24 protein-coding genes and 1 other RNA gene are annotated in these 26786 nt (G+C 61.4%); 12 read left to right on the top strand and 13 right to left on the bottom strand.

The genetic code is table 11. From position 1 onward, the window contains the following. Positions 1–7: 7 nt before the first annotated feature. The 7 genes from mraZ to AC1D2N_RS02765 all read right to left on the bottom strand — a co-directional run bounded on the left by mraZ (position 8) and on the right by AC1D2N_RS02765 (position 6135). Positions 8–445 (bottom strand): division/cell wall cluster transcriptional repressor MraZ, encoded by a 438-nt coding sequence (gene mraZ / locus AC1D2N_RS02795; protein WP_026188472.1) that lies wholly within the window; start codon positions 443–445, stop codon positions 8–10. Positions 446–855: 410 nt separating this feature from the next. Further along, an RNA gene (gene rnpB, locus AC1D2N_RS02790) (RNase P RNA component class A) lies at positions 856–1253 on the bottom strand. A gap of 156 nt (positions 1254–1409) precedes the next feature. Next, entirely contained in the window at positions 1410–2585 is a 1176-nt protein-coding gene (locus AC1D2N_RS02785) for an NAD(P)/FAD-dependent oxidoreductase (protein WP_130729269.1), read from the bottom strand. An 11-nt stretch (positions 2586–2596) separates the two neighbouring features. After that, positions 2597–3781, bottom strand: coding sequence for an NAD(P)/FAD-dependent oxidoreductase (locus AC1D2N_RS02780; RefSeq protein WP_130652774.1), 1185 nt, complete (start codon positions 3779–3781; stop codon positions 2597–2599). A gap of 98 nt (positions 3782–3879) precedes the next feature. Continuing rightward, positions 3880–4407 (bottom strand): lytic transglycosylase domain-containing protein, encoded by a 528-nt coding sequence (locus AC1D2N_RS02775; RefSeq protein ID WP_018242872.1) that lies wholly within the window; start codon positions 4405–4407, stop codon positions 3880–3882. A 262-nt stretch (positions 4408–4669) separates the two neighbouring features. Beyond that, on the bottom strand, positions 4670–5431 hold the full coding sequence (locus AC1D2N_RS02770) for an N-acetylmuramoyl-L-alanine amidase (RefSeq protein WP_018242873.1): 762 nt from the start codon (positions 5429–5431) through the stop codon (positions 4670–4672). After that, a complete protein-coding gene (locus AC1D2N_RS02765; protein ID WP_018242874.1) occupies positions 5428–6135 on the bottom strand; it encodes a J domain-containing protein in 708 nt (235 codons plus the stop codon). Before AC1D2N_RS02765 ends, AC1D2N_RS02770 begins: the two co-directional genes overlap by 4 nt. Before the next feature lie 409 nt (positions 6136–6544). Between AC1D2N_RS02765 and AC1D2N_RS02760 the strand changes: the two genes are divergently transcribed. The 3 genes from AC1D2N_RS02760 to AC1D2N_RS02750 all read left to right on the top strand — a co-directional run bounded on the left by AC1D2N_RS02760 (position 6545) and on the right by AC1D2N_RS02750 (position 9499). After that, complete coding sequence (locus AC1D2N_RS02760) at positions 6545–7756, top strand: pyrophosphate--fructose-6-phosphate 1-phosphotransferase (RefSeq protein WP_130729270.1); 1212 nt, start codon at positions 6545–6547, stop codon at positions 7754–7756. A 57-nt stretch (positions 7757–7813) separates the two neighbouring features. Further along, positions 7814–8449 carry a LysE family translocator gene (locus AC1D2N_RS02755; RefSeq protein ID WP_018446558.1) on the top strand — a complete coding sequence of 212 codons (636 nt, stop codon included), beginning with the start codon at positions 7814–7816 and terminating at the stop codon, positions 8447–8449. Between the two features lie 114 nt (positions 8450–8563). Then, positions 8564–9499: a lytic transglycosylase domain-containing protein gene (locus AC1D2N_RS02750; RefSeq protein WP_065276109.1), complete on the top strand. Its 936-nt coding sequence runs from the start codon at positions 8564–8566 to the stop codon at positions 9497–9499. A gap of 39 nt (positions 9500–9538) precedes the next feature. Here AC1D2N_RS02750 and AC1D2N_RS02745 read toward each other — a convergent pair whose 3' ends face one another. Continuing rightward, complete coding sequence (locus AC1D2N_RS02745; protein ID WP_130652776.1) at positions 9539–10963, bottom strand: serine hydrolase domain-containing protein; 1425 nt, start codon at positions 10961–10963, stop codon at positions 9539–9541. A gap of 217 nt (positions 10964–11180) precedes the next feature. Here AC1D2N_RS02745 and AC1D2N_RS02740 point away from each other — a divergent pair, with 217 nt between their 5' ends. The 5 genes from AC1D2N_RS02740 to AC1D2N_RS02720 all read left to right on the top strand — a co-directional run bounded on the left by AC1D2N_RS02740 (position 11181) and on the right by AC1D2N_RS02720 (position 16356). Then, positions 11181–12425, top strand: coding sequence for a BtaA family protein (locus tag AC1D2N_RS02740; RefSeq protein ID WP_047623411.1), 1245 nt, complete (start codon positions 11181–11183; stop codon positions 12423–12425). After that, the gene (locus AC1D2N_RS02735; protein WP_028732849.1) at positions 12422–13096 is read left to right on the top strand and encodes a class I SAM-dependent methyltransferase; all 675 of its coding nucleotides are present in this window, start codon (positions 12422–12424) and stop codon (positions 13094–13096) included. Before AC1D2N_RS02740 ends, AC1D2N_RS02735 begins: the two co-directional genes overlap by 4 nt. Positions 13097–13221: 125 nt before the next feature. Beyond that, complete coding sequence (locus AC1D2N_RS02730; RefSeq protein ID WP_018242881.1) at positions 13222–14019, top strand: glycoside hydrolase family 25 protein; 798 nt, start codon at positions 13222–13224, stop codon at positions 14017–14019. Positions 14020–14100: 81 nt separating this feature from the next. Then, the gene (locus AC1D2N_RS02725; protein WP_130729271.1) at positions 14101–15318 is read left to right on the top strand and encodes a lytic murein transglycosylase; all 1218 of its coding nucleotides are present in this window, start codon (positions 14101–14103) and stop codon (positions 15316–15318) included. A 132-nt stretch (positions 15319–15450) separates the two neighbouring features. Then, entirely contained in the window at positions 15451–16356 is a 906-nt protein-coding gene (locus AC1D2N_RS02720; RefSeq protein WP_130729272.1) for a DMT family transporter, read from the top strand. Between the two features lie 464 nt (positions 16357–16820). Here AC1D2N_RS02720 and metF read toward each other — a convergent pair whose 3' ends face one another. The 4 genes from metF to AC1D2N_RS02700 form a co-directional block, all read right to left on the bottom strand. After that, a complete protein-coding gene (gene metF / locus AC1D2N_RS02715) occupies positions 16821–17723 on the bottom strand; it encodes a methylenetetrahydrofolate reductase [NAD(P)H] (protein ID WP_018446564.1) in 903 nt (300 codons plus the stop codon). Position 17724: 1 nt separating this feature from the next. Then, entirely contained in the window at positions 17725–18750 is a 1026-nt protein-coding gene (locus AC1D2N_RS02710) for an ArsR/SmtB family transcription factor (protein ID WP_130729273.1), read from the bottom strand. Positions 18751–18916: 166 nt separating this feature from the next. Beyond that, positions 18917–20566 carry an energy-dependent translational throttle protein EttA gene (ettA, locus tag AC1D2N_RS02705; RefSeq protein WP_130729274.1) on the bottom strand — a complete coding sequence of 550 codons (1650 nt, stop codon included), beginning with the start codon at positions 20564–20566 and terminating at the stop codon, positions 18917–18919. A 98-nt stretch (positions 20567–20664) separates the two neighbouring features. Next, on the bottom strand, positions 20665–21405 hold the full coding sequence (locus AC1D2N_RS02700) for a ribonuclease T2 family protein (protein WP_047623414.1): 741 nt from the start codon (positions 21403–21405) through the stop codon (positions 20665–20667). 157 nt (positions 21406–21562) lie between these two features. On the opposite strand from AC1D2N_RS02700, the gene AC1D2N_RS02695 reads away from it, so the two are divergent. Genes AC1D2N_RS02695 through AC1D2N_RS02680 form a run of 4 tightly spaced genes read left to right on the top strand, consistent with a single transcriptional unit; the run spans position 21563 to position 26390 of the window. After that, a complete protein-coding gene (locus tag AC1D2N_RS02695; RefSeq protein ID WP_113542703.1) occupies positions 21563–22492 on the top strand; it encodes an alpha/beta fold hydrolase in 930 nt (309 codons plus the stop codon). A 32-nt stretch (positions 22493–22524) separates the two neighbouring features. Next, positions 22525–23481, top strand: a complete 957-nt coding sequence (locus AC1D2N_RS02690; protein ID WP_130729275.1) for a DMT family transporter — start codon at positions 22525–22527, stop codon at positions 23479–23481. Between the two features lie 17 nt (positions 23482–23498). Next, positions 23499–24701 (top strand): succinate--glutarate CoA-transferase, encoded by a 1203-nt coding sequence (caiB, locus tag AC1D2N_RS02685; RefSeq protein WP_113542702.1) that lies wholly within the window; start codon positions 23499–23501, stop codon positions 24699–24701. Between the two features lie 30 nt (positions 24702–24731). Next, the gene (locus tag AC1D2N_RS02680) at positions 24732–26390 is read left to right on the top strand and encodes a thiamine pyrophosphate-binding protein (RefSeq protein WP_113542701.1); all 1659 of its coding nucleotides are present in this window, start codon (positions 24732–24734) and stop codon (positions 26388–26390) included. A gap of 45 nt (positions 26391–26435) precedes the next feature. On the opposite strand, the gene AC1D2N_RS02675 is transcribed toward AC1D2N_RS02680, so the two are convergent. Further along, entirely contained in the window at positions 26436–26780 is a 345-nt protein-coding gene (locus AC1D2N_RS02675) for a RidA family protein (protein ID WP_018446572.1), read from the bottom strand. Between the last annotated feature and the right edge of the window lie 6 nt (positions 26781–26786).

Raw genomic sequence — 26786 nt, 5'->3', positions numbered from 1 at the left:
CGTTCTTTCAGGAACGCTTGCCCGCCAGCTTGCGCTCCCCTCGTGCTTGCGCCTGTGCGGCCACAAAAGCCTGCGGCTGCCAGAGCTGAAAATGATCCGCCCGACCGACGAAGGTCACTTCGTCCGAGATACCGGTAAAGCCGCGAATGAAATCCGTGACCATCAGCCGCCCCTCGGCATCGAGCTTCATGAAGACCCCGCCTCCATGAATGAGAAGCGACATCTCGTTCGCATCCGGCGAAAACGGATCCTCCGCAGCAATCTGCCGTTCGAATCTTTCGAGAAGATCCGGACCGCCGATGCTGATCGCCGGAAACACAAAGTCCTGGAAGCAATAGAGCTCCTGAACATTGCGCTGCGCCAGCACGGAACGAAAAGCCGAAGGCACGGAAACCCTGCCCTTGGCATCGATCCTGTTGGTCGCGTTCGAAAGGAAGCGGTTCATGACACGAAACATCCGTTCCCGCAGGGATCCGGACCAAAAGACGCCCGAAACTCCCGATATCAGGCACAGCTTCGCAAGCCGGATGAGCCAAAACCCCTCCGACGCTTCCGGAGAGGAAGACGCCTTTGCTTTGCGATGAATGGGCAGGTGATTGCCCTGGTGCAGTGCACATTTGGGATAGCATGGGACCATATGGGCGTCAATGGGATACGCCCATTTTGCAATGGACGCATGATCAAAAATTTATAAGCCGTTAAGTTTAACAAAGGGTTAGCATCGCCATCTTACAAACGACACGTAGTGGTGGCTAAGCGAGAAAAATCAACCCCTGAATGCATTAACATCCGCTCGATAACAGTCAGTTTCAGCGACTTACGGTGAAAATCCGGCCGACGCGCCGCAAGATGTTAATCGCCAGTTGGCCTGTAAGCCGGGTTCTGTAAGGCTCCGGCGTGAACCGGAACGTGGCAGCCATTCCTCTGGGACAGCGTTCGCACGCTGCCTCGCGCAACCCACCCGGATGACTGGCCTGGAAACCAGCCGGAAGGCCTTTCGGCCTGCCGCGTCATCCCTATTCGGTCTTGCTCCCGGTGGGGTTTACCGTGCCATTTCCGTTGCCGGAGATGCGGTGGGCTCTTACCCCACCCTTTCACCCTTACCTGCCATGACAGGCGGTTTGCTTTCTGTGGCACTTTCCCTGAGGTCGCCCTCGCCGGACGTTATCCGGCACCGTGTTTCCGTGGAGCCCGGACTTTCCTCACCCTACCGCCTTTCGGCATTGGTAAAGCGCGGCTGCCCAGCCAACTGGCAGGGCTCCCATAAACGAGAGAGATCGCAATTGCTATCGAAATAAATGATATCGCTTGGAGCTATTCCAGCAAAAATGCGCAGCGGTTTTGCGTCCGCAATTGCGTAGGAACAAAAGAGAGAGCACTTCCGTGATTCGGAGAAAAACGGAAATGCTCTAGCGAAATTGCGGTGTGAAATCCGTGGAGTAGCCCTCTTCGCCGATTCCGCCTGATAAAAGCAGCTCGGCCCCAAGCCGGCCGATTTCGTCCGAGCTCTTGGCCGACGTGCCGGCGCAGCCCGTCAGCACCGCGATCTCGGGCGAGGAAGTATAGCCAATCATCGGATAGCCGCTTTCCGTATGCGACACGACGCAAGCGGCCGTCGAAATCGAAAGCGGCACGATATTGGGCACAAGACCTTCAACGATGCGTTTGAGATGCGCGCGCACCGTATCGCGCCCCTCGGTCTTGAACCAGGCGCGCATCTCCGCTTCGTCGCTAAGCGCCAGATCGTCAGGATCGCCGCCGATCTTCAGGTAAAATTTGCCGTTGGGATACCGGATCGGCGGCAGCAGGTAGATATCGATGCCGGGCGCCCTGAGAATGAGCGACGGCATCGCGGCCAGGCGCACCGCGTCGGCCTCGCTTACTTCAAAGAGCGTCACGGTCCGGGCATAAACCGTCATGGCAACCGGCCGCGGCAACAGATTCTTCGCAATGGAAAATCCGCCCGCTGCCAGCAGCACCTTTGCACCGCGATAGGTCAGGCCACCGGCCGTCTCGACGGCGGCCCATCCGCCCTCGCTGCGGATCGAAATGACATGATCGCGGATGACGGCAGCACCTGACTTTTCCGCCAGCAGCGATTGGGCTTTCACAAGCTTGCGCGGACTGATGTGGCCGGCCCCCCTCGCCTCGAAGACGCCCGTGCCCCCATCAGGAAAGGCGAAGAAGGGAAAGGCGGCCTTCAGCCCGGCCTCATCGAGAAGGCTGGTTTCGACGTTCAGCGAAATGGCGGCCCGCCGGGTCTTCTCGATATAATCGCCTCCCGTCGGCGCGACGGCGACGCAGCCCACCTCCCGATAGAAATCGATACCGCTGTCGCGGGCGATCTCGCCATAACGGCCGATCGAGCGGTTGGCGAGCAGTGCCCAATTGCGGTCGGGATCGATGGTACGAGTGATGCGCCCCTCGTCATAATGGCTGGCGAAGACGCCCTGATGCGCCTTGCGATCATCCGGCTCGTCCGGCCCAATCACCGCGACACCGTCCACTTGGCGCGCCAGATGCCGCGCCGCCGCTGCCCCCATCAGCCCGCGGCCGACGACGATGTATTTGAAATCGACTGCCATAACATTTCCCCTCAACCAAAGACCGGCGTCAGCTCGCCGCCGAAATCCTGATCCCCGAGCCTTCCTTCCGCCAGAAGCACCGCTCCCAGCCGCCCGAGCTCGTCGGAGGATTTGGCCGCGACGAAATTGCCGCCGGTCAGCACCGCGATGCGCGGCGACTGCGTAAATCCAGCATAGGGATAACCGGTCGGCGTGAAATTCGCCACACAGGGCGCCGATGTGACAGGGCAGCCGGCAAGCTCCGGCATCAGCTGCAGGGCGACACGCGCGAGATGATCGCGCTCGGGAGCACTGCCGTCGGAACGGAACCACGCGCCGGCATCTTCCAACTGGCTGAAAGAAAGCGCCTCAGTGTCACCACCGAGCTTCAGATAAGTCTTGCCGTCGGGATAACGCACCGGCGGCAGGATATAGATGTGATCCTCTTCTCGGTCACCGAGCACGATCGTCGACGGCATGCCGCCGAAAACCGCCATCTCGCGCTCGCCGAGTTCGTAGAAGGCGACCGTGCGCGCCATCACCCTGGTATCGACGGGACGCGGCAGCAGTGTATGGAAATTGCTGAATCCGCCGGCGGCCACCAGCACACGTTCAGCGCCGTAGCTTCTGCAGCCTGCCGTCACCTCGACATGGGAACCGGTATCGCGCACGGATGTCGCGGTTGCCTCGATAAGCGAGACGCCGCCCTGTTCGGCAAGCATGGTCTGCGCCCGCACCAGCGCCCGCGGGTTGATGTAGCCGGCGCGCCTGCGTTCGAAATACCCGCTGAAATCCGGATCGACGGCAAGATAGGGAAACCGCCGGCGAAGGTCTAACGGCGCGATGGTCTCGATATCGCTGCCGAGTGTCCGGCTGACGGTCAGCGCCCTTTTGATATAGTCCTGCTCGCCCTTCTCAGGAGCGGCAAAGAGGCAGCCGACCTCCGAATAGAAGGAAATGCCGCTCCTTGCCTCGATCTCGCGGTAGCGGTCGAGCGCGCGGGCGGCGAAGGTTCCCCAGGCAAGATTGCCGTCGAAGGTGCGGGTGATGCGCGCTTCGTCGTAATGGCTGGCGAAGACACCGTGATGAGCCTTGCGCTCCTCAGGCTCGCGCGGGCCGATCAGCGCGATGCCGTCGGCCATCGAGGAGAGATGCCGTGCGACGGCAGCCCCCATCATGCCGCGTCCGATGATGATAAACCTGAAATCGACTGCCATATCCCACCTCGTTTCAAGGTGGGATATCACGGCAAGCGCACTGATTCACATCGCAAAATTGCCGCAAGGGAATTTCGTTAGGACGCGTCAGACTATGCTCAGTCGAGCATCGCCAGGACCTTGCCGCAATAGGTCTTCGACACCGGGTTCATGCGCGTGGCGGCATGGCCGGCATTGTATTTCAGGATAGTGTTGCAGGTCTGCCCGCCGCCGAGCTGATGGGCAGCCGCCAGATACTTCATGCCGTATTTGATGTTGGTCTCCGGATCGAACAGGCCCTTCTTCGAGCCGGAATAACCCATCATCCGCGCCGTCGCCGGCTTGATCTGCATCAGGCCGACTTCACCGGCGCTGCCGCGGGCGTTCGGATTGAAATTGCTCTCGACGCGCACGACAGCCTGGGCGAGTGCGACGGGCACGTCGTATTCAGCGGCATATTTGTTGATCAGTGCGGCATAGGGAATGCTCGTGGAAAAATCCGGCATGGCATAGCCGCTCTGGCGATCGACGGTTTTCAGCGAGATGGTTTCGGCCCGGACACCCCAGTCATCACCAGCCAAGGCAACACTATATCCCGCCAGCAGCATGCCAACGCATGCCGCAGCACCAACAATCATATTCTTCATGTAGTCTCTTCACTCCGACCCAAAGAATTGCAGGACTGCGCGCCTCGCCGTCATCCGGTCACACGCGACCCAGGACTGGTCGCGTTCCGTAGCAATTCTTATCGTTTCATTTGGCGCTCATGGTTACACTTGAAAACAGCCGCGAGCGCTGTTCAGCGGGCGTTCTTAGACCATCGCAATGAGGAGATAATAGGGAAATGATGTGGCGAGGCGGTTTTCTCGCCGGCCGCGAGAAATCCGTCCTGATATCCGGTTCTTCCGGTCAGGTATAACGCGGCAGCGACGACAGCAGCCGGTGCAGCGTGTCGATCGTCGAGAAATCGGCGATGCCATCTACCCGTTGGGGCCGGAAATGGCGCTGGAAAGCTTCCACATCGCCCGCCGTTTTCTCGGAGAATTCACCCGTGATTTCAGTGCCGTAACCATAGAGCGACAGCATCGACTGCAGCGCCTCGACAGGCTGGCCAGTATCGCCGCGCTGGAAGAAGCGCCCGCCGGTGATCGTTGCCGGCTCGACCCAGTGCCCGATGCCCGCCCGGTGGAGCTCGGCCCAGGGGAATTTCTCGCCCGGATCGACCTTGCGGATGGGGGCGACATCGGAATGCCCGAGCACCCGTTCCGGCACGATCGACCAACGTTTGACACAGTCGCGACACAATTCGATCACCGCGGCGATCTGCTCTTTCGGATAATCGGGGAGTCCGCCGGGATGGCCGGCATTAGCGATCTCGATGCCGATCGACAGAGAATTGATGTCCGTCTCGCCGTGCCAGCTGCTTTTTCCCGCATGCCAGGCACGCCGTGTTTCCGGCACGAGCTGCACCACCTCGCCGTTTTCATGCACAAAATAGTGGCTGGAAACCTGGCTCTCGGCGCGACAGAGCCAGTCGAGCGCGCCATCAGCCGTTGGCATGCCGGTATAGTGCAGCAGGATCATATCGGGATGGCGCCCGTCCGCCCGCTCGCCATGGTTCGGCGAGGGCTGCACGCGAGCGCTTCTGCAGTCGGCCTCGAAAGAGGTCATGCCGCGCGGCGTTCCTTCTCGATCGCCTCATAGGCCGCGTTCAGCGCCGCCATGCGCTCATTGGCGATCACATGGAATTCCTTCGGCACGCCGCGCGAGATCAGCCGATCGGGATGATGTTCGCTGACAAGGCCATGGTAACGGCGGCGGATGGTCGGGAAATCGTCCGAAGGCGAGACGCCGAGAACCTTGTAGGGATCGCCGCCGGACGAGACGTGGCGGGCAGCGATCTGCTCGAAGCGGGTCTCGCTCATCTCGAAGATCTCGCCGATATGACGCAGGAAATTCAGTTCCTTCTCGTGGATCAGCCCATCGGCCTTGGCGATGTGGAAGAGGCCGTCGAGCACGTCTTCCAGCACTGTGCAATTGGCTGCGCAAGTAACGCAGAGCGTGGAAAGCCGTTCGGCATAGGCTTCGTAGCCGGCGACGTCCTGGCGCGCGAGGTTGTAAAGCCTGGCGACGTTCTTTGCCTGATCCTGCGGGAATTCGAAGATTTCGCGGAAGGCTTCGACCTCCTTCTCGCTAACGATGCCGTCGGCCTTGGCCATCTTGGCCGACAGCGCGATGATCGCCACGGAGAAAGCCACTTTACGCCGGGTCTCGGGATCGCCTTCGAAAACCGTGCGGATAGCCTCGACCACCGCAGACAGCGCATTGCCTGCGGTATTGCCAATGGCATTCAACAGCTTTTCCCAGAAGGACATCGAAAATCTCACACACTTGTCAACTTATAACAAACAGCTTGACCAAAGAATCGCAGCCTTTGCAAGGCGACTATTGGTCGTAGGGCCGAACACAGTTTTCACGATTTGGTAATTGTCGCACCGCAGCAAACGATTCATCGCCCCGCTTTATCTTACCTTAAGGCCTGGCTAGCGGTCGCCGCCATTGGCCAGGCACGTAGGCTGCGGAGCGCGCGATGGAAATTTCCACAACAGATCCCCGACAGGCAGACCGGGCTTGAAACGATTATATCCGCACTTCCGGTCGCCTTTGCAGTTCAACACTGCAGAAAGGCGCATTTTTCGTAAATTCTTTACTTTACAGGGCCCTTTCCCTGCCGCATCCATGCGTTAGCTAACGCTGCCGCACCGAAACACCGTAGGAGGGATCATGGCCAAACAGAAAGTCGCAATGCTGACCGCCGGAGGCCTGGCGCCCTGTCTTTCTTCCGCCGTCGGCGGCCTCATCGAACGCTACAGCGACATCGCACCCGATCTCAACATCGTCGCCTACAAATCCGGCTACCAAGGGGTGCTGATCGGCGACAGCCTCGAGATCACCCGCCAGATGCGCGAAAAGGCGCCGCTGCTGCACCGCTACGGCGGCTCGCCGATCGGCAATAGCCGCGTCAAGCTCACCAATGCCGCCGACTGCGTCAAGCGCGGCCTGGTCAAGGAAGGCGAGAACCCGCTGCGGGTCGCCGCCGAACGTCTTGCCAATGACGGCATCACCATTCTCCACACGATCGGCGGCGACGACACCAACACCACGGCCGCCGACCTTGCCGCCTACCTCGCCGCCAACGGCTACGATCTCACCGTCGTCGGCCTGCCGAAGACTGTCGACAATGACGTCGTGCCGATCCGCCAGTCGCTCGGCGCCTGGACGGCCGCCGAAGTCGGCGCGCATTTCTTCGACAATGTCAGCAACGAACAGACGGCCGCACCCCGCACCCTCGTCATCCACGAGGTCATGGGCCGCCATTGCGGCTGGCTGACGGCCGCCACCGCTCGCGCCTATCTCCAGCGCACCAGCCGCAACCAGTATGTCGACGGCCTGATGATGGACGCGCATCTGAAAAGCATCGACGCCGTCTACCTGCCTGAGATGGCCTTCGACCTCGACGCCGAAGCCGCCCGCCTGACGGAAAGCATGGACCGCAACGGCCATGCCACGGTCTTTGTCTCGGAAGGCGCATGCCTCGACGCCATCGTCGCCGAGCGCGAAGCCGCCGGCGAGACCGTCAAGCGCGATGCCTTCGGCCATGTGAAGATCGACACGATCAATGTCGGCGCATGGTTCCAGAAGCAGTTCGCCAATCTCTTGAACGCCGAGCGTTCCCTCGTGCAGAAATCAGGCTATTTCGCCCGCTCGGCGCCCGCCAACGGCGACGACCTGCGGCTGATCCAGAGCATGGTCGATCTCGCCGTCGAAAGCGCGCTCAATAAAGTCTCCGGCGTCACCGGCCATGATGAAGGCCAGAACGGTAAATTGCGCACTATAGAATTCCCGCGCATCAAGGGCGGCAAGGCTTTTGACCTTTCGACGGCATGGTTTGCCGAAGTCATGGACAATATAGGCCAGAAATACAAAGAAGCGTGATTGACGGATGGTTAATATGATGTCTTTGCTTGTTCCCGAGGAATAGGAGGAGACACCATGTCACTTGAAGCTTGGCTCGCGTTTGCGGCCGCATCCGCCATCATGCTGGCCATACCGGGGCCGACGATACTGCTCGTCGTATCCTATGCGCTCGGTCATGGACGCAGGACGGCGTTTGCGACGGTAGGCGGCGTGGCGCTCGGTGACTTCACCGCGATGACCGCTTCTCTCTTCGGTCTCGGTGCTGTTCTGGCCGCCTCCGCGACCCTCTTCACCGTGTTGAAGTGGATCGGCGGCGCCTACCTGATCTGGCTGGGACTCAAGCTCTGGCGGGCTCCCATCATCGGCGAACCGATTGCCGACAACGACAATCTGCCGGAGGAGAAGTCCCTCAAGATCTTCCTCCACGCCTATGTTGTCACCGCCCTCAATCCGAAGAGCATCATCTTCTTCGTCGCCTTCGTGCCGCAGTTCCTCAATCCGGCCCTGCCCTTCCTCGGCCAGATGGCGATCATGGAAGCGACCTTCCTCGTGCTGGCGATCCTCAACGCTTCCACCTACGCGTTTCTCGCCCATGCCGCGCGCGGACTGATTCGCAAGGCGAGCATCCAGCGCGCCGTGAACCGAACCGGAGGCACTCTGCTGATCGCTGCAGGTGCCGTAACGGCCGGGTATCGTCGTATTGCAGCCTAGTAATACTCCGTGGTTGCCGGAATGCCACGAATAGGTTAATGGGTCACCAAGGCTTAAGGTTTTTGGTAACTTTTATACGCTGCCGGGGCGGCGCGATTTCACGAAAGTGGCGGAATGGTAGCGATCGGATTATCCGGCCTGAAACGCAGTCTTGTCGTTTCCACGATACTCTGCGGCGTGATGACGGGATGTGCGAGCGTCGAATACACGTCCCAGGCCGAACTGACAGCCGCCCAGACCGTCGTGCCGATGCCGAAGCCCGGCGAAGATGCAACACTTGCCGCGATCCCGACAGCCGAAGGCGCAGCTGTCGCTGGCGCGACCATCCCTCAGGCATCACCCCCCTCCCTGACCGCAACGGCGATGCCGGCCGTGGCGACCTCTCAGCCTGCCGATCTCGCCATGCAGGCAGGCATACAGCCGGCAGCCTACGCGCAGATTCCGCTGACGCCCGAGATGACGGCGATCCAGTCCGTCGTGCCGACGCCGCGTCCAGGAGCGCCCGCACAGCCGACGACGCAGCTTGCCTTTGCTGCGACACCGCAAAACAGTGCGCTTGCAGCACTTGCCGCAGTTGACACCACGCCACGCGCCAGCATGGATTACGGTTTCGACGAATCCGGGCCGATCGATCCGCCGACGGCGCCCCCGATGTTCAGCGACGACGACAAAGACGATGCGCCGACGGTCGAAAAGAGCTTCGTCACCAAACTCATCGCCAAATATTCGAAGGTCTACGAGATTCCCGAGACGTTGCTCCACCGCATCGTCCATCGCGAGAGCCGCTATAATCCGAAGGCCTACAACAAGCGCGGCTATTTCGGCCTCATGCAGATCAAGTACAACACCGCCAAGTCCATGGGTTATGACGGTGCCCCGGGCGGCCTCTTCGATGCCGAGACCAACATCAAATATGCCGCGAAATATCTGCGCGGCGCCTGGCTCGTCTCCGACAATAAGGAAGACGATGCCGTCCGCCTCTATGCGCGCGGCTATTATTATGACGCCAAGCGCAAGGGCATGACCGACATCGCCCAAGGCAACTACTGACACCAAGGCAATTGCTGAAACGGCGATCGCAGCTCCGGCCTATGGCTGCGGCTGCGCCTTTTGTTGTGACCCGGCCTGCTGTTTCGGCTCCCCCGGTTGCGGCACGGCGGCCAGGATCTTCTTGAGCAGCGTCTGCGGCTGATAGTCGAGCCGGCTTGGCGTCAGGCCGAGCCGGACGACGACCAGATTGGCGGAAGGCACGATCGCCATGCTCTGCCCGTCATGCCCCGTCAGCCAGAACGTATCCTCCGGCAGTCCGAACGCGGCGCTTGGGCCGCCAGGAGCGAGCCAGGCTTGGCCTTGCGTATACCGCCCGTTCGACGCTGCCGTCGGGGTACGCATGGCGCCGACGAAACCCTCCGGCAGCAGCCGCTGGCCGTTCCACACGCCATCCTGCAGCAGGAACTGCCCGAAGCGCGCCCAGTCATGCGCCGTCGCATAGAGATAGGAGCTTCCGGCAAACGTGCCGCGCGCGTCGAGTTCGAACACCGCGCTCGTCATGCCGAGCGGCGAAAACAACGCGTCGTGCGGATAGGAAAAGGCGGCCTGCGCATTGCCGACCCTGTCCATCCAGATGCGTGACAAGAGCACGGCCGTACCGCTCGAATAGCGGAAGCGCTGGCCGGGTGCTGCCTCCATCGGCGCATTGGCCGGCAGCGATACCATGTCGGGATCGAGATAGAGCATGCGCGTCACATCGGCGACGTCGCCATAGTCCTCGTTGAAGGCAAGGCCGCTCTCCATGCCGAGCAGGTCGGAAACCTTGATCCTGGCGCGCGCATCGTTCTTCCACTGCGCCAGCAGGTTATCATCGTCGAAGGAGATCTTGCCGTCGAGCATCAGCCGGCCGAGGACCGCCGCATTCACGGTCTTCGTCATCGACCAGCCGATGAGCGGCGTCTTTGCCGAGAAGCCGGGGCCATAGGCTTCGGCGACGATGCGGCCATCGCGCACCACGACGATCGCCCGCATTGCAGGGCCGGCCACGCCGGCATCGGCAAGCAGCGCGGCGATCTTGCCGTCCGCCGGGTTGCCGGTGCCCTCGCCCTCCGGCCACAAGGCGTCATTCGGCTGCATCTTGGCCGGTGGATCGAAGGGCGCTGCATTCGCCGCCGCCTCGAAATTGCCGTCCGGCACGCTCGCGCAGCCGAAAGCGCCGCGATAGAGCGCATAACTCGGCGCAAACAGTCCCATGAAGCGCGCCGTCACGCGGTCGTTGTCGCGGTCGACGCTGACACGCACGAGCCGCAGCAGCGGATTTCCGGGCGCCTGGACATCGTCATGAAGCACATCCTCGGCCCCCCGACCGGCGATGAAGACATTGGAGCAGACGATCTTGGCGGCATAGCCGTCGCCGACGCTGAGCAGTTCCGGCGGCCGGATGAAGAGCCAGCTGGCGGCAGTGATGACGAGGAGAACGAGAAGGAGAGCAAGCGCCTTCAGGATACGCAGGACAAATCGCATGGCATTCCTCCATGGCGGGAGAAAAGCAGGAATCACACGCGCCGGAAAGGGGCCGAAGCGAAGAACGGCCATCGTCCCGATCACTTTCCCAGGAGAGCCATCCCGGTTGCTCGCCCGAGGAGGTCGAAGCCTCCGAAGAACGGCGCCCACAGCCCACGTCATCAAACTGTAGCAGAGGCGCGCTACACGCCCTAAACGCTAAAAAGGTGACAGACTCATGTCAGAATTTGCACCGGATGCCGGCTTCCGCAAGAACCGGAAACTCAAGGACGCCCTTCTCCGCCATAAGGCTTTTTCGAAGGATGGCTTTTCCGAGCGTCTCTTCGGCCTTCTCTTCTCCGGCCTCGTCTATCCGCAGATCTGGGAGGATCCGGATCTCGACATGCAGGCGATGGAGCTGAAGCCCAACCATCGCATCGTCACCATCGGCTCTGGCGGCTGCAACATGCTCGCCTATCTCTCCAAGGCGCCGGCCTCGATCGACGTCGTCGATCTCAACCCGCACCACATCGCGCTGAACCGCCTGAAGCTTGCCGCCTTCAAGCATCTTCCCGGCCATGCCGATCTTGTCCGCTTCCTGGCGATGCCGAACGAGAAGTCGAACAGCCGCGCTTACGACCAGCATCTCGCCGCCCGTCTCGATGAGGCGACCCGTAGCTACTGGAACGGCCGCAAGTTCGGCCGCCGCCGCGTCAGCGTCTTCGACCGCAACATTTACGAAACGGGCCTGCTCGGCCGCTTCATCGGCGCTGCCCACCTTCTTGCCCGCCTGCATGGCGTCAAACTGCGCGAGATGACCAAAACCCGCTCGATCCGCGAGCAGCGCCAGTTCTTCGACGAGCAGATCGCGCCGCTCTTCGAAAAGCCGGTCGTGCGCTGGATCACCGGCCGCAAGAGCTCGCTCTTCGGCCTCGGCATTCCGCCGCAGCAATATGACGAACTTGCGAGCCTTGCCGCCGATCATTCGATCGCGCCGGTGCTGAAGCACCGCCTGGAAAAGCTCGCCTGTCATTTCCCGATGAGCGACAACTATTTTGCCTGGCAGGCCTTCGGCCGCCGCTACGGCACCGAAACGGAAGGCCCGCTGCCGACCTATTTGAAGTCGGAGCACTATCAGGTGATCCGCGCCAATGTCGACCGCGTCAACGTCCACCACGCAAGCTTCACCGAGCTTCTGGCTCGCGAGCCGGCCGCCTCGCGCGACCGCTACATCCTGCTCGACGCACAGGACTGGATGACGGACGAGCAGTTGAACGACGTCTGGACGGAAATCACCCGCACGGCGCGCGACGGCGCCCGCGTGATCTTCCGCACCGCCGCCGAAAAAAGCATCATCGAAGGCCGTCTGGCTCCGGCGATCCGCGACCAATGGGATTACTTCGAGGAGAAGTCGCTTGAACTGACCGCGCTCGATCGCTCGGCAATCTACGGCGGCTTCCACATTTACGGGAAGAAGGCGTGAGCAAGGTCGGCACTGAGACGGCAGGAAAGAGTGATGAACATGCCAGCCTCATGGATGGCATGTACCGCTACCAGCGACACATCTACGACCTGACCCGCAAATATTATCTTCTCGGCCGCGACAGCACGATCCGCAATCTCGACGTTCCCGAAGGCGGCACCCTGCTTGAAGTCGGCTGCGGCACCGGGCGCAACATGGCCTTCGCCCACAGGCATTTCCCGACCGCCAAGCTGTTCGGCCTCGACATTTCCCAGGAAATGCTGATTTCGGCGCGCAAGACCTTCGCCACCAAGGCGACGATCCCGGAATTCCGCGTCGCCGACGCCACGGCGTTCACGCCGCGCGAATTCGGCGTCAGCGGCTTCGACCGCATCCTGATTTCCTATGCCCTGTCGATGATCCCGGACTGGGAGCGCGCCGTCGATGCATCGATCGCCGCACTCAATCCCGGCGGACAGCTGCACATCGTCGATTTCGGCCAGCAGGAAGGCTTGCCGGCCTGGTTCCGGCGCATGCTGCAGTCCTGGCTTGCGAAATTCCACGTCACCCCGCGCCCCGATCTGCGTGAGGTTCTGGAAGCGCAAGCCCATGAAAACAACGCGATATTGTTGTTCGATACCGTCGGCGGTGGTTATGCCTGGCGGGCTGCCATTATCAGCAAGCGCTTATAATTCGCTTGAAACTAACCGATTTTTTACGTTGATATGGTGAAAAGAGGGTTATCCTCTGCTGACTCGTCTTTTTCGAAGGTCAAGTTGTGGGGCAAAAAGATCATTCGAGTTACGACGGGACGCCCATGCGCCGGCTTTTGTTTTGCGTTTTGCCCCTGGCCATCATGCTGGCTGGCTGCACTTCTTCCGGTTATGACTATCTCGAAACGGCATCGATCAAGCCAAAGACGCGCTTCAAGGATACCGATCCGCAGGATTTCGGTCCGAAGCATCCGCAGCAGAACCAGGTCCACGGCATCGATATCTCCAAATGGCAGGGCGATATCGATTGGGCCACGGTAAAGAATTCCGGTGTCGCCTTCGCCTTCATCAAGGCAACCGAAGGCAAGGACAGGGTCGATCCGCGCTTCGACGAATACTGGCGCGAAGCCCGCGCAGCCGGCATCCCGCATGCCCCCTATCATTTCTATTATTTCTGCTCTTCGGCCGATCAGCAGGCAGACTGGTTCATCCGCAACGTGCCGAAGGAGGCCATGCGCCTGCCGCCAGTGCTCGACGTCGAATGGAACGCCGAATCGAAGACCTGCCGCTACCGCCCCGACGCTGAAACGGTGCGCGCCGAAATGCAGCGTTTCATGGACCGGCTGGAGGCCTACTACGGCAAGCGCCCGATCATCTATACCTCGGTCGATTTCCATCGCGACAATCTCGCCGGCTACTTCCAGGATTATCATTTCTGGGTCCGTTCGGTGGCAAAACACCCCGAAGTGACCTATTCCGACCGCCGCTGGGCCTTCTGGCAATATACCTCGACCGGCGTTATTCCCGGCATCAGTGGGCCGACCGATATCAATGTCTTTGCCGGCAGCGCAAAGAACTGGAACAATTGGGTCGCGGCCGTTTCCAAGGATAGAAATTCTTAGTAACGTCTTGCGATATTTCTTGCTTCCGTCACATTCGTCTGTGAAAGCGACGGCATTCTGTTTGATATAAGGACCACATCCATGCACCGCTCGCTCGCAAGCCGCTCTGCACTCGCCCTTCTGTTTGCCCTCGCCCTCGCAGGCGGCGCGGCCGCCCAGCAGGCGCCAGACGCAGCCCCGGCAGCGCCCTGCGGCGGCGATCTGTCCACCTTCCTCGAAGGCGTCAAGAAAGATGCGGTCGTAGCCGGCGCCAGTGCGGTAGCCGCCGACGAGGCCTTCGCCGGCGCCGAGATCGACCCCAAGGTGCTGAGCCGGGACCGCGCCCAGGGCGTCTTCAAGCAGACCTTCCTCGAGTTCTCCCAGCGCACCGTCAGCCAGGCCCGCCTCGACATCGGCCGCCAGAAGATGAAGCAATATGCCGACGTCTTTGCCCGCGCCGAGCAGGAATTCGGCGTCCCCCCGGGCGTCATCACCGCCTTCTGGGCAATGGAAACCGATTTCGGCGCCGTCCAGGGCGATTTCAACACCCGCAATGCCCTGGTGACGCTGTCACACGACTGCCGCCGCCCGGAACTCTTTCGTCCGCAGCTCATCGCCCTCGTCGAGATGGTTCAGCACGGCGACCTCGACCCCGCCACCAATACCGGCGCCTGGGCCGGCGAGATCGGCCAGGTGCAGATGTTGCCGCGCGACATCATTGCCTATGGCATGGATGGCGACGGTGACGGTCATATCCGCCTGAAGCAGAGCGGCCCGGACGCCATTCTGACGGCGGCCAAATTCATCCAGCATCTCGGCTTCGAGCGCGGCCAGCCCTGGCTGCAGGAAGTGACCCTGCCCGATAATCTGCCCTGGGAAAAATCCGGTCTCGGCGGCACGATGAAAGCGGGCGAATGGTTCGCGCTCGGCGTCAAGCCGCGCGACGGCAATACCGCCTTCGGTAACCTCGAAGGCGATCTCGTTCTGCCGCAGGGCCGCATGGGACCGGCCTTCATCGCCTATCCCAATTTCAAGATCTATCTCGAATGGAACAAGTCGTTCATCTACACGACTTCGGCCGCCTATTTCGGGACCCGCCTTTCGGGCGCCGAGCCCTATCTCAAGGGGGTGCCGGAACAGGGGCTCGCCAGCGACCAGATGAAGGCGCTGCAGACCAAGCTGCAGTCGCTCGGCCATGATGTCGGCGAGATCGACGGCATCCTCGGCTCCGGCACGCGTGTCGCAATCCAGAAGGAACAGCAGCGCCTCGGCATGCCGGCCGATGGATGGGCAACGCCTGCCCTTCTCAACGCTCTCTGATCTCCGCTGACACTTTACCGCCGCCCGCTTCGCAAGAAACGGGTGGCGCGATCCGCTGCTTGCGCTAAAGCATCAAGCCGAAACCGGTGCCGATTTTCGGCAAAACGAGCAGCTTGCGGTGGAGCAATCGGCATGGACAGCAGAATGAATGCCTGGACCTGGGGTCTGCTGGTCCTGCTCGGCCTGATCTGGGGCGGCTCCTTCTTCTTTGCCCGCATCGCCGTCGAGCATGTGCCGCCGCTGACCCTCGTCTTCTTCAGGCTGCTGCTCGCAGCGCTGGCGCTGCATGTCTATATCGCCGGCCGTTTCGACTTCTATGCGATCCTCAAGGCCCGTTGGCGCGAATTCCTGATCCTCGGGCTCATCAACAATGCCCTGCCGCATGCGCTGATCTTCTTCGGCCAAACCCGCATCGGCGCCGGGCTTGCGGCGATCCTGAATGCGACGACACCGATCTGGACCGTGCTCATCGCCAACTACTTCACCTCAGACGAGAAGCTGTCGCCGGCAAAGATCGCCGGCTGTCTTGTCGGCCTGGTCGGAACGATCGTGCTGATCGGCCCCGGCATGTCGGCCGGTGGCGAAGCCCCCCTCTGGGCGCTGCTTCTTCCCGTACTTGCCGCGATCTCCTATGGCTTTGCCGCCACTTACGGCAAACGCTTCAAGAATGTTCCTGCCCCTGTCACCGCAGCCGGCCAGTTGACCGCCTCCTCGCTGATTGCGCTGCCGCTGTCGCTACTGGCCGATCGTCCCTGGACGCTTACTGCACCGCCGCTCGATGCCTTCCTCGCCATCCTGGCGCTGGCACTGCTGTCGACCGCCTTCGGCTACATCCTCTATTTCAGGATCATGACGTCGGCCGGCGCCACCAACGCCTCGCTCGTCACCCTGCTGGTGCCGCCGAGCGCCATCCTTCTCGGCGTGCTCTTCCTCGGCGAAAGGCTTGCACTGGGTGAATTCGCCGGCATGGCGCTGATCGGTTTCGGCCTGGTCATTCTCGACGGCCGCGCCTATCGCATGCTGGCAAGGGCCGCCTGAAACCGGTTGCGAATTCCATATGTTTTCAACCGGTTGTGAGCCCGCCATGTTTTAGGCGCATAGATAAATGCTCAATCGCCCGATTTAACGGCATGTTAAATTGTGTGAACAAAAATTTGTCGCGAATTATTGATTTATTTCAAAGGCTTGCAAGAGCGCTATTCGACTTATCCACCGAACCGTTCTGCAGCGCAGCATAAGATCTGCTTCCCAACCGACATATTTCAGACATATTATCGGCCGGTTAACGCGAGGAGACAGACATGGGACTCACGCAATCCTTGAATGTTCTGTTGGTCAGTGCAGCATTTGCTTTCGTCTTGTCTATGCTCTTCATCTGAGCTGGCCGACGAAAGTGTAATGACTGATAGTGCCTAAACTCCTGAATAGCTGATCAATCCGCCAACGAGAAAGCGCATGTCCCGCCCGACATGCGCTTTTTACTTTTGAACGTCCCGAAAGGATCAGGCGGCTGCGCCCGCACTTTTTGTTTCCCGGCGGGATATGCCGAGATTGTCGAGCACGGCGGAAACCAGCGGCGCACGGTTCATCGTATAGAGATGGAAATCATGGATGCCGCGCCGGACGAGATCCTCGATCTGTTCGGCAGCGACTTCGGCCGCGACCTTCGCCCGCTCCTCAGGCTTGTCGTCGAAGCCCGCAAAGCGCTCGTCGAGAAAGGTAGGGATGATGGTGCCACAGGCCCCGGCGAAGCGCTTCAGCTGCGTCAGGTTCTGTATCGGCATGATGCCGGGCACGACAGGGATCGAGATGCCGGCGCCGCGCACCCGCTCCAGGTAACGCTCGAAATTGTCGTTGTCGAAGAAGAATTGCGTCAGCGCCCGGTCGGCGCCATTGTCGGCCTTGCGCTTCAGCATGTCGATATCGGCCGCCGTATCGCGGCTTTCCGGGTGCTTTTCCGGATAGGCGGAGACCGAAATCTCGAAATCGCCGATTTCCTTGAGGCCGGCAACCAGCTCCGCCGCATTGGCGTAACCGCCGGGATGCGGCTGGTAGGGCGCGCCGGCGCCGCCGGGCGCATCGCCGCGCAGCGCCACGAAATGCGTCACGCCGGCTTTGCGGAACGTGTCGACCACCTGATGCGTCTCTTCCTTGGTCGCACCGACACAGGTGAGATGCGAGGCGGTGGCAAGCGGCGTCTGCGACAGGAACCGCGTGACGGTGGTCAGCGTCGGCGCTTTGGTGGTGCCGCCGGCGCCATAGGTCACCGAGACGAAATCCGGGTCCCAGTCCTGCAACTGGCTGACGGTATGCCAGAGCTGCCCTTCCATCTCCTCCGATTTAGGCGGGAAGAATTCGAAGGAGACCCTGATGTTGCGGCCGCGCGCTTCGTTTTTCAAAACCATGTCATACCCTCCCGGCAAATGTAGGTTCGGCACCTTCGCTCGCCTGCGAAGCCATGAGGCGCCTCGGATCGCGCGCGAGCCAGACGGTGACCGTCAACCCCTGCCCGCTTTGTTGACCCGGATGAAGATCGACGACCTGCTCGACGTCGAGCCCGGTCTTGCGCAGCCAGTCGGACATTGCCTGGTGCGAAAAGCCGAGACGGACATGCGCATGCTCGTCGCGGAGATATTCGAGCGTGTGCGGCGCAAGGTCGATGACCACGAGCCGGCCACCCGGTCGGAGCATGCGCGCCGCTTCCGCGATCGCAATTTCCGGCTGATCGAAGAAATGCAGCACCTGATGGATCGTCACCAGATCGAAATCCTGTCCCTCGAACGGCAGGTTCAGGATATCGGCATGGCGCACGGTGGCCTTGGTGATGCGGGACTTGTCGAGATTGGCACGCGCCACGCTCAGCATGTCGCGGCTGGCATCGACGCCGGTCGCGCGGCGGTAGAGCCCGGACAAGAGTTCGAGGATGCGGCCGGTGCCGGTGCCGAGATCGAGCAGCGAGTCGATCGGCTGGCTGCCGAGCAGCCGGATGACGGCGGCGTCGACCTCTTCGTCGGCCGCATGCAGGCGGCGAAGCTCGTCCCATTCGGCCGCGTTGCGGCTGAAATAGGCCTGCGCCCGCTCGGCGCGCTGGCGCTTGACCTGCGAAAGCCGCTCGCCGTCGCGAAGGATGGTCGGATCGTTCTCGGAAACATGCTTGAGCAGCGCCCTCACCAGCATGGCGGCCTTGCCGTCCTGCTTGAGGCGGAAATAGGCCCAGGCGCCCTCCTGGTAGCGTTCGATCAGTTCGGCCTCGCCGAGCAGCTTCAGGTGACGGGAGATGCGGGGCTGGGATTGGCCGAGAATTTCGGTAAGATCGGTCACCGTCAGGTCGCCGCTGTCAAGAAGCGCCAGAAGACGCAGGCGCGTGGGCTCGCCGGCCGCCTTCAAGACGTCCACCAGCGCATCCAGTCCAAGCTTCAAGGGTTCGCTCATCTTCGATCCAATCAAGATATAAAGATATCTTTATGTGATTTGAAAAGCGCTGGCAAGCGAGAATTCGCTCTCTCCACGAAATTGCCTGCTCAGATTGCGACAGAGCCAGGCATGAAAAAGCCCCGGCCGAACCGGGGCTCTCGCAAGCGAAAACAGATGGAATAAATCAGCGCGTCAGACGCTTGTGGGCCTGGCTGCCCGGGTTAAGGGCGTCGGGGCCAAGGCGGCGCACCTTGTCCTGTTCATAATCCTCGAAGTTACCTTCGAACCATTCGACATGGCCGTCGCCTTCGAAAGCGAGGATATGCGTCGCCAGACGGTCAAGGAACATGCGATCGTGGCTGATGATGATGGCGCAGCCGGCGAAATTCTCCAGCGCGTTTTCCAGCGCACCCAGCGTTTCCGTATCGAGGTCGTTGGTCGGTTCGTCGAGCAGCAGAACGTTGCCGCCGGCCTTCAGCATCTTGGCAAGGTGAACGCGGTTGCGCTGACCGCCGGAGAGATTGCCGACCTTCTGCTGCTGGTCGCCGCCCTTGAAGTTGAAGGCGCCGCAATAGGCACGGGAGTTCATGTCGAACTTGCCGAGCTTGATGATTTCGGCGCCGCCGGAGATTTCCTCCCAGACCGTCTTGTCAGCCGCAAGCGCGTCACGGCTCTGGTCGACATAACCGAGATGCACGGTCTCGCCGATACGGATCGAACCGCCATCCGGCTTTTCCTGACCAGTGATCATCTTGAACAGGGTTGTCTTGCCGGCGCCGTTCGGGCCGATGATGCCGACAATGCCGCCCGGCGGCAGCTTGATCGACAGGTCGTTGATCAGCGTGCGGCCCTCGAAGCCCTTGGTGATGCCTTCCATCTCGATGACCACCTGGCCGAGGCGCTCGCTGACCGGGATGATGATCTGCGCGTCACCGGGACGCTGCTTCTCGGCGGCATCCACCAGTTGCTCGTAGGACTTGATACGGGCCTTGGACTTGGCCTGACGGGCCTTCGGGCTGGAAGCGATCCATTCCTGTTCGCGGCTGATCGCCTTCTGGCGCGAAGCGTCTTCGCGGCTTTCCTGCAGCATGCGCTTGGCTTTCGCCTGCAGGTAGGCCGAGTAGTTGCCTTCGTAAGGAATGCCACGACCGCGGTCGAGTTCGAGGATCCATCCGGTGACATTGTCCAGGAAGTAGCGATCGTGGGTAATCATCATCACGGCGCCCGGATAGTCGCGTAGATGCTTTTCGAGCCAGGCGATGGTTTCGGCGTCCAGGTGGTTGGTCGGTTCGTCGAGCAGCAGCAGATCCGGCTGCGAAAGCAGCAGACGGCAGAGCGCGACACGGCGACGCTCACCACCGGAAAGGCTGGTGACTTCGGCGTCGCGCGGCGGGCAACGCAGCGCTTCCATCGCCATTTCGACCTGGCTTTCCAGATCCCAGAGGTTCTGGCTGTCGATGACGTCCTGAAGCTTGGCGCCCTCTTCCGCCGTCTCATCGGAATAGTTCATCATCAATTCGTTGTAACGATCAAGGACAGCCGTCTTCGCGGCAACGCCTTCCATGACGTTCTCGAACACCGTCTTGTTGGGATCGAGATGCGGCTCCTGCTCCAGATAGCCAACCGTCGCACCTTCGGCGAGCCAGGCTTCGCCGGTATACTCCTTGTCCTGGCCCGCGATGATGCGCAGTACGGTGGATTTACCCGCGCCGTTCGGACCGAGGATACCGATCTTGGCATCCGGGTAGAACGAAAGGTGGATATTCTCCAGGATCTTCTTGTTGCCATAGGCCTTGTTGAGGCCGGACATATGATAAATGAACTGACGTGCCATGCTGCGCTGCTCCGGGCGGGAAACTTTGATTGTGCCGCTATGTAGGCGAAACAGCGCCTCCGGGCAACGCCGAAACCCGGTTTACTCAGGATTTCCGGTCAAAAGCCCGCAGCGTCGACGACGCCCTCGTCGCAGCCGAACGACGTTTTTCCAGCACCCTGGATCAGATCGGCAAGCCCGGCACTTTTCGCCGATGCCGCTCCGGCAGCTTCCGAAAGCCCGATCGTCAGCTCGCTGATCATCCTGACATTGCCGGCCCGCCGGCAGCTCATCTTGACACGATCGCCGGCACCCGGCCCGAAGCTCTTGTCGAAAGCCGCCTTGATGGCTTCGGCCTTGACCGGCTTGCCGATATTGGCAGCGAAGAGATCACGCACAGCCGACGCGTTGAGTGCGCCCACGAGATGCACACCGACGCCGAAATAGTCGTCGGCACTCATCTTCGTGCAGGTGCCGTGCTTCACCCATTCATGCCGTTCCAGGCCGGATTGCGTGCCGGGCATCGCCTTGGCAAGCGCCGTCTTCGTCTCCGCTGCAAGCGTGACCTCCGGCAGCTTGTTCCAGTCGCCGTCCTTGTCGGCGGTCTTCTGATCGGCGCTCACACCACAATAATCCTGCCGCATCGGCCAGAGCCCGTGCAACGAGAAGTTCGTCGCGTCAGGGCGCTCGCCGGTCTGGCTCGCGCATTCGGCCTTCTTCTGGTTTGTCTGGCAAAAAGCCGGCTGCCAGCTCGCCGCCAGAATGAAGCGGGTGCGCCCGCCGGCCTCCTGCGCCACGGCGGCGCCGGCAATAACCATCGACACAGCGAACGACAAGGTACGCAATTGCATGCTGCTCATTTCAACCCCCAAAAAGAACAATACAGGAACAAATAAGCATCAAATTCAAAAGGCAGCAACCCTGAATCGCAACAAGGCTGCAATTTGTTATCGGATAACCAAACGCCGATGTTGCAATTACCCGGCGATCTGGTCTGTTGCCGCCGGGAGGACCCACATGTTTTCTGAAACGCAAAGGCTCGTCGTGCCTGGGGCGTCGCTGGCCTATCACCATGCTAAGGCCGAAGCTGCGGCACGCGGCATCCTGTTGATATCGCATGGCCTGGCCGAACATTCGAAACGATACCGCTCCTTTGCCGAGGCGATGGCGGTGCGCGGCTATCATGTCTATGCCCACGATCATCGCGGCCACGGCGAGACGACGGCAGCCGATGCGCCGATCGGCCGCTTTGCCCGGCGTGGTGGGGTCGAAAGGGTGATTGGCGACGTCATCGCCATGCGCGGCCATGCGGCCTCCTGCCATCCCGGCCTGCCGGTGATCCTCTTCGGCCATTCGATGGGCGGCCTCATCGCCCTCAATGCAGCCGTCACGGCTCCGGCCGACTTCGATGCTGTCGCCGTCTGGAATTCGAATTTCGCCGTTGGCCTTGCCGGCCGCGCCGCCCAGGCGATCCTGCTTGCCGAGCGCATGCTGAAGGGCTCTGACGTGCCGAGCGGCCTGCTGCCGAAGCTCACCTTCGGCACCTGGGGCAAATCCATTGCCGGCCGCCGCACCGAGTTCGATTGGCTGTCGCGTCGTCCTGATGAAGTTGACAAGTATGTCGCCGATCCACTCTGCGGCTTCGACGCCTCAGTCTCTCTCTGGCTCGATCTCTTCGAGTTGACCTTCCGCGCGCCGCAGAAAATCCATCTAGACCGGCTGCCGCGGGATATGCCGATCCATCTGGTCGGCGGTGGAGTGGACCCGGCGACGGAGCATGGAAAAGCGGTGCTCTGGCTGTCAAACCATTTGAAAGACCAAGGCTTCTCCCGTATCAGCAGTGAGATATATCAGGACATGCGGCACGAAACACTGAATGAGATCGGCGCGGATGCGGCGATCGCAGCCTTTGGCGAGTGGTGCGACAGGGCCGTCGCAAGATCCTGAGCGACCAATATCCTGAGTACAGGGATTTCATCATGAGCAGCTCCTCCGCCCGCCCCGTTTCGTCCGCCTCCGACGTGACGATGGGGCTTGTGCTGATGGTACTCTCGGTGATGGTCTCGCCGCTCATCGATATTTTTGCCAAGCTTGCGATCACGACCGTGCCATCCGGGGAGATCACCGCCGGCCGTTTCATCGTCCAGGCGCTCTGCATGCTGCCACTTGTGATATGGCGGCGCAGCTTCGCCGATTTTTCCTGGCGACAGAGCCTCTTCCATGCCATCCGCGGCGCGATCATCACCGTTTCGATGATCTCCTTCGTCACGACGCTGAAATATATGGCGGTCGCCGACGCGATCGCGATCTTCTTCGTCGAGCCGATCATGGTGACGATCCTCGGTGGCATCTTCCTGAAGGAGACGATTGGCTGGCGGCGGTATACCGCCTGCGGCGTCGGCTTCTTCGGGGCGATGCTGATCATCCAGCCGAGTTTCGAAGAGGTCGGCTACATCGCGCTTCTGCCTGTCGTCAGCGCGCTCTGCATCGCCATCTTCGTGCTGATGACCCGCGCCCTCTCGCGCAGGGAAGACCCCTGGTCGATGCAGTTCCAGATGAGCATCTGGGGCCTGCTCTTCTGTGTCCTCCTGCTTTTCCTCGGTCAGGGAACCGGCTCCGACCTCTTCGATCCGGTCATGCCGGAAGGCCGCGCCTGGTTCTATGTCGCCGGCGTCGGCGCCATGGCCGCAATCACCGGCATCCTCGGCGTCTACGCCTATCGCGCAGCACCGGCCTCGACGCTGGCGCCGCTGCAATATTTCGAGATCGTCTCGGCGACAATCTTCGCCTGGCTGGTCTTCGCCGACTTTCCGGATGCGGTCAAATGGCTCGGCATTGCCATCATCGTGGCATCAGGCTTCTACATCCTCTGGCGCGAGCGCCGCTTTGCTTCAAAGCCTGTATCCGATACATCTGAGGTGACGCTGGCGCCATAGAAATTGCCGGGAGGAACATGACAGAGACCGTGATGAAAAAACCACCGCTTGCCGGCATCCGGGTTATCGAGCTTGCCCGCGTGCTCGCCGGCCCCTGGGCGGGACAGATGCTCGCCGATCTCGGCGCTGACGTCATCAAGGTCGAAAATCCCGACGGCGGCGACGACACGCGCCAATGGGGGCCGCCCTTCGTCGAGGACGCCGATGGCGAGAACCTCTCGGCCGCCTATTACCACGCCGCCAATCGCGGCAAGCGCTCCGTCACTGCCGATCTGAAGAGCGCCGAAGGCCAGGATTTCGTCCGCCGCCTCATCTCCACCGCTGACGTGGTCATCGAGAATTTCAAGCTCGGCGGCCTCGTCAAATACGGGCTCGATTATGACAGCCTGCGCAAGGTGAACCCGAAGCTCGTCTATTGCTCGATCACCGGCTTCGGCCAGAACGGCCCTTATGCCAGCCTCGCCGGCTACGATTACATCGTCCAGGGCATGTCCGGCTTCATGTCGATCACTGGTGAACCAGGCGGCCAGCCGATGAAGGCAGGCGTCGCCATCGCCGATATCTTCACCGGCATTTATGCCGTCTCGGCGATCGAAGCCGCCCTGATTCACGCCCTCAAATCAGGCGAAGGCCAGTTGGTCGACATGGCCCTGCTCGATGTGCAATCGGCCGTGCTCGCCAATCAGAACATGAATTATCTGGTTTCCGGCGAGGCACCGACCCGCCTCGGCAACGCCCATCCCAATATCTCGCCCTATGAGGTCGTGCCGACGGCGGATGGTTACCTCATTCTCGCAGTTGGAAACGATGGGCAGTTCCGTCGCCTCTGCACCATCCTTGGCCTGGAGGCCATCGCCGGCGACGAGCGTTTCGCCACCAACAAGGCCCGCGTCGGCAATCGCGGCGAAGTGCGACGCCTCGTCTCCACCGAGACGTTGAAATGGCAGAAGGCGGATCTGCTGAAGGCCTGCGAGGAGAACGCGGTTCCATCAGGCGCCATCAATACGATCGAGGAAATGTTCGCCCATCCGCAGGTGCAGGCCCGCGGCCTGCGCATCGACCTTGCAGATGCCGCGGGCACCGTGATCCCCGGTGTCAGGACGCCTGTGGTGCTGTCGGAGACGCCGCTGCGTTACATCAGGCCGAGCCCGCGTCTTGGCGAACATCAGGCCGAAGTTCTGGCGGAACTCGTCGAGCTCGAGAGGAAGGCATCGTCATGAAGAAGGCATTGTCATGAAGAAGGCATTGTCATGAAGAAGACGGGCGGAGAACTGATCGTCGAGGCGCTGAAGGCGAATGGCGTCAAGCGTCTCTCCTGCGTGCCCGGCGAGAGTTTCCTCGCCGTGCTCGATGCGTTGCGCGACAGCGATATCGACGTCCTCGTCTGCCGCCAGGAGGGCGGAGCGGCGATGATGGCGGATTGTTGGGGCAGGCTGACCGGCGAACCCGGCATTTGCATGGTGACCCGCGGCCCCGGCGCCACCAACGCCTCCGCCGGCCTGCATATATCAAGGCAGGACTCGATCCCGATGATCCTGTTCATCGGCCAGGTGCAGCGGGAAGCACGCGAGCGCGAGGCCTTCCAGGAGGTCGAGTTCCGCCGCGCCTTCACCGAATTCGCCAAATGGGTGGGTGAGATCGACGATGCCGCTCGTATTCCCGAATTCGTCACCCGCGCCTTTGCGGTCGCAACCTCCGGCCGGCCCGGCCCTGTCGTGCTGACGCTGCCGGAGGACATGCTGCGCGATGAGGTCGAGGCACCCCGCGCCAGGCATTATGCCAACGTCGAGGCCCACCCCGGCCGCCGCCAGATCGACGATTTCTATCTCCGCTTGCTGAAGGCCGAGCGGCCGATGGTAATCCTGGGCGGCACACGCTGGGATGCCGATGCCGTCGCCGATTTTCAGAGCTTCGCCGAGCGTTTCCAACTGCCCATCGGCTGCTCCTTCCGCCGGCAGATGTTGTTCGATCATCTTCATCCCTGCTATGCCGGCGATGTCGGCATCGGTATCAATCCCTCTCTGGCGAAGGAGATCAAGGAGAGCGACCTGCTGATCCTCCTCGGCAGTCGCATGTCGGAAATGCCGTCCTCGTCCTATACGCTGATCGATATCCCCTATCCCCAGCAATCGCTGGTGCACATCTATCCCGACCCTTCCGAGCTCGGCCGCGTCTATCGCCCGGATCTTGCCATCTGCGCCGCACCTGCCGATTTCGTCGCCGCGCTCGCTGACCTGGAAGCGCCGGGCGAACCGCACTGGACCGAGCGCACCGCACGCCTGCACCAGGCCTATCTCGCCTGGTCGACGCCGCCATCGACAGGTCCGGGCGCCGTCCATATGGGGCCGATCATGGAATGGCTGGAGGCCAATACCGGACCGCAGACGATCTTCACCAATGGTGCGGGCAACTACGCCACCTGGGTGCACCGCTTCCATCGTTTTCGCCGTTTCAACACCCAGGCCGCCCCCACCTCAGGCTCGATGGGTTACGGCCTGCCGGCGGCGGTGGCCGCCAAGCGGCTGTTTCCCGAGCGCGAAGTCATCTGCTTTGCCGGCGACGGCTGCTTCCTGATGCACGGCCAGGAATTCGCCACCGCCATCCGCTACGGCCTGCCGATTATCGCAGTCGTCGTCAACAATGGCATCTACGGCACGATCCGCATGCATCAGGAGCGCGAGTATCCAGGCCGCGTCAGCAGCACCGATCTGACCAATCCCGACTTCGCAGCCCTTGCCCGCGCCTATGGCGGCCACGGCGAGACGGTGGAAACGACAGCGGAATTCGCTCCCGCCTTCGAGCGGGCACGCGCCAGCGGCAAACCTGCAATCATCGAGGTCAAACTCGATCCCGAAGCGATCACGCCGACACGCACGCTCTCCGAAATCGCGCAAACAAAAAGCCGGTGAGCACGCGCAGGGCTCACCGGCTTCAGGCAATCGGTATGGTGCGACTTAGTCGAGTGCCGCCGTGATGATGAACTCGACCTTGTATTTCGGCGCAGCGAGCTTGGCTTCGCTGGTGGCGCGGGCCGGCGGATTGGCCGGATCGATCCAGCCTTCCCAGACGGCGTTCATCTCGGCGAAATCGGCGATATCGGACAGGTAGATGATCGTCTGCAGGATCTTCGACTTGCTGCTGCCTGATGCAGCCAGCAGGCGGTCGACTTCGGCAAGCGAGGACTTGCACTGATCGGTGACGCTTTCGCCCTCGCCGACCTGACCTGCGAGATAGACCGTGTTGCCGTGAATGACGGCGCCGCTCATGCGCGAGCCGACGTCGATACGCTTAATGCTCATTATAGT

It is taken from the genome of Rhizobium sp. P1_B8 (genome assembly GCF_056406515.1).
Note: the sequence above shows the minus strand (reverse complement) of the source record. Positions and strands in the feature narration are given on the sequence as shown.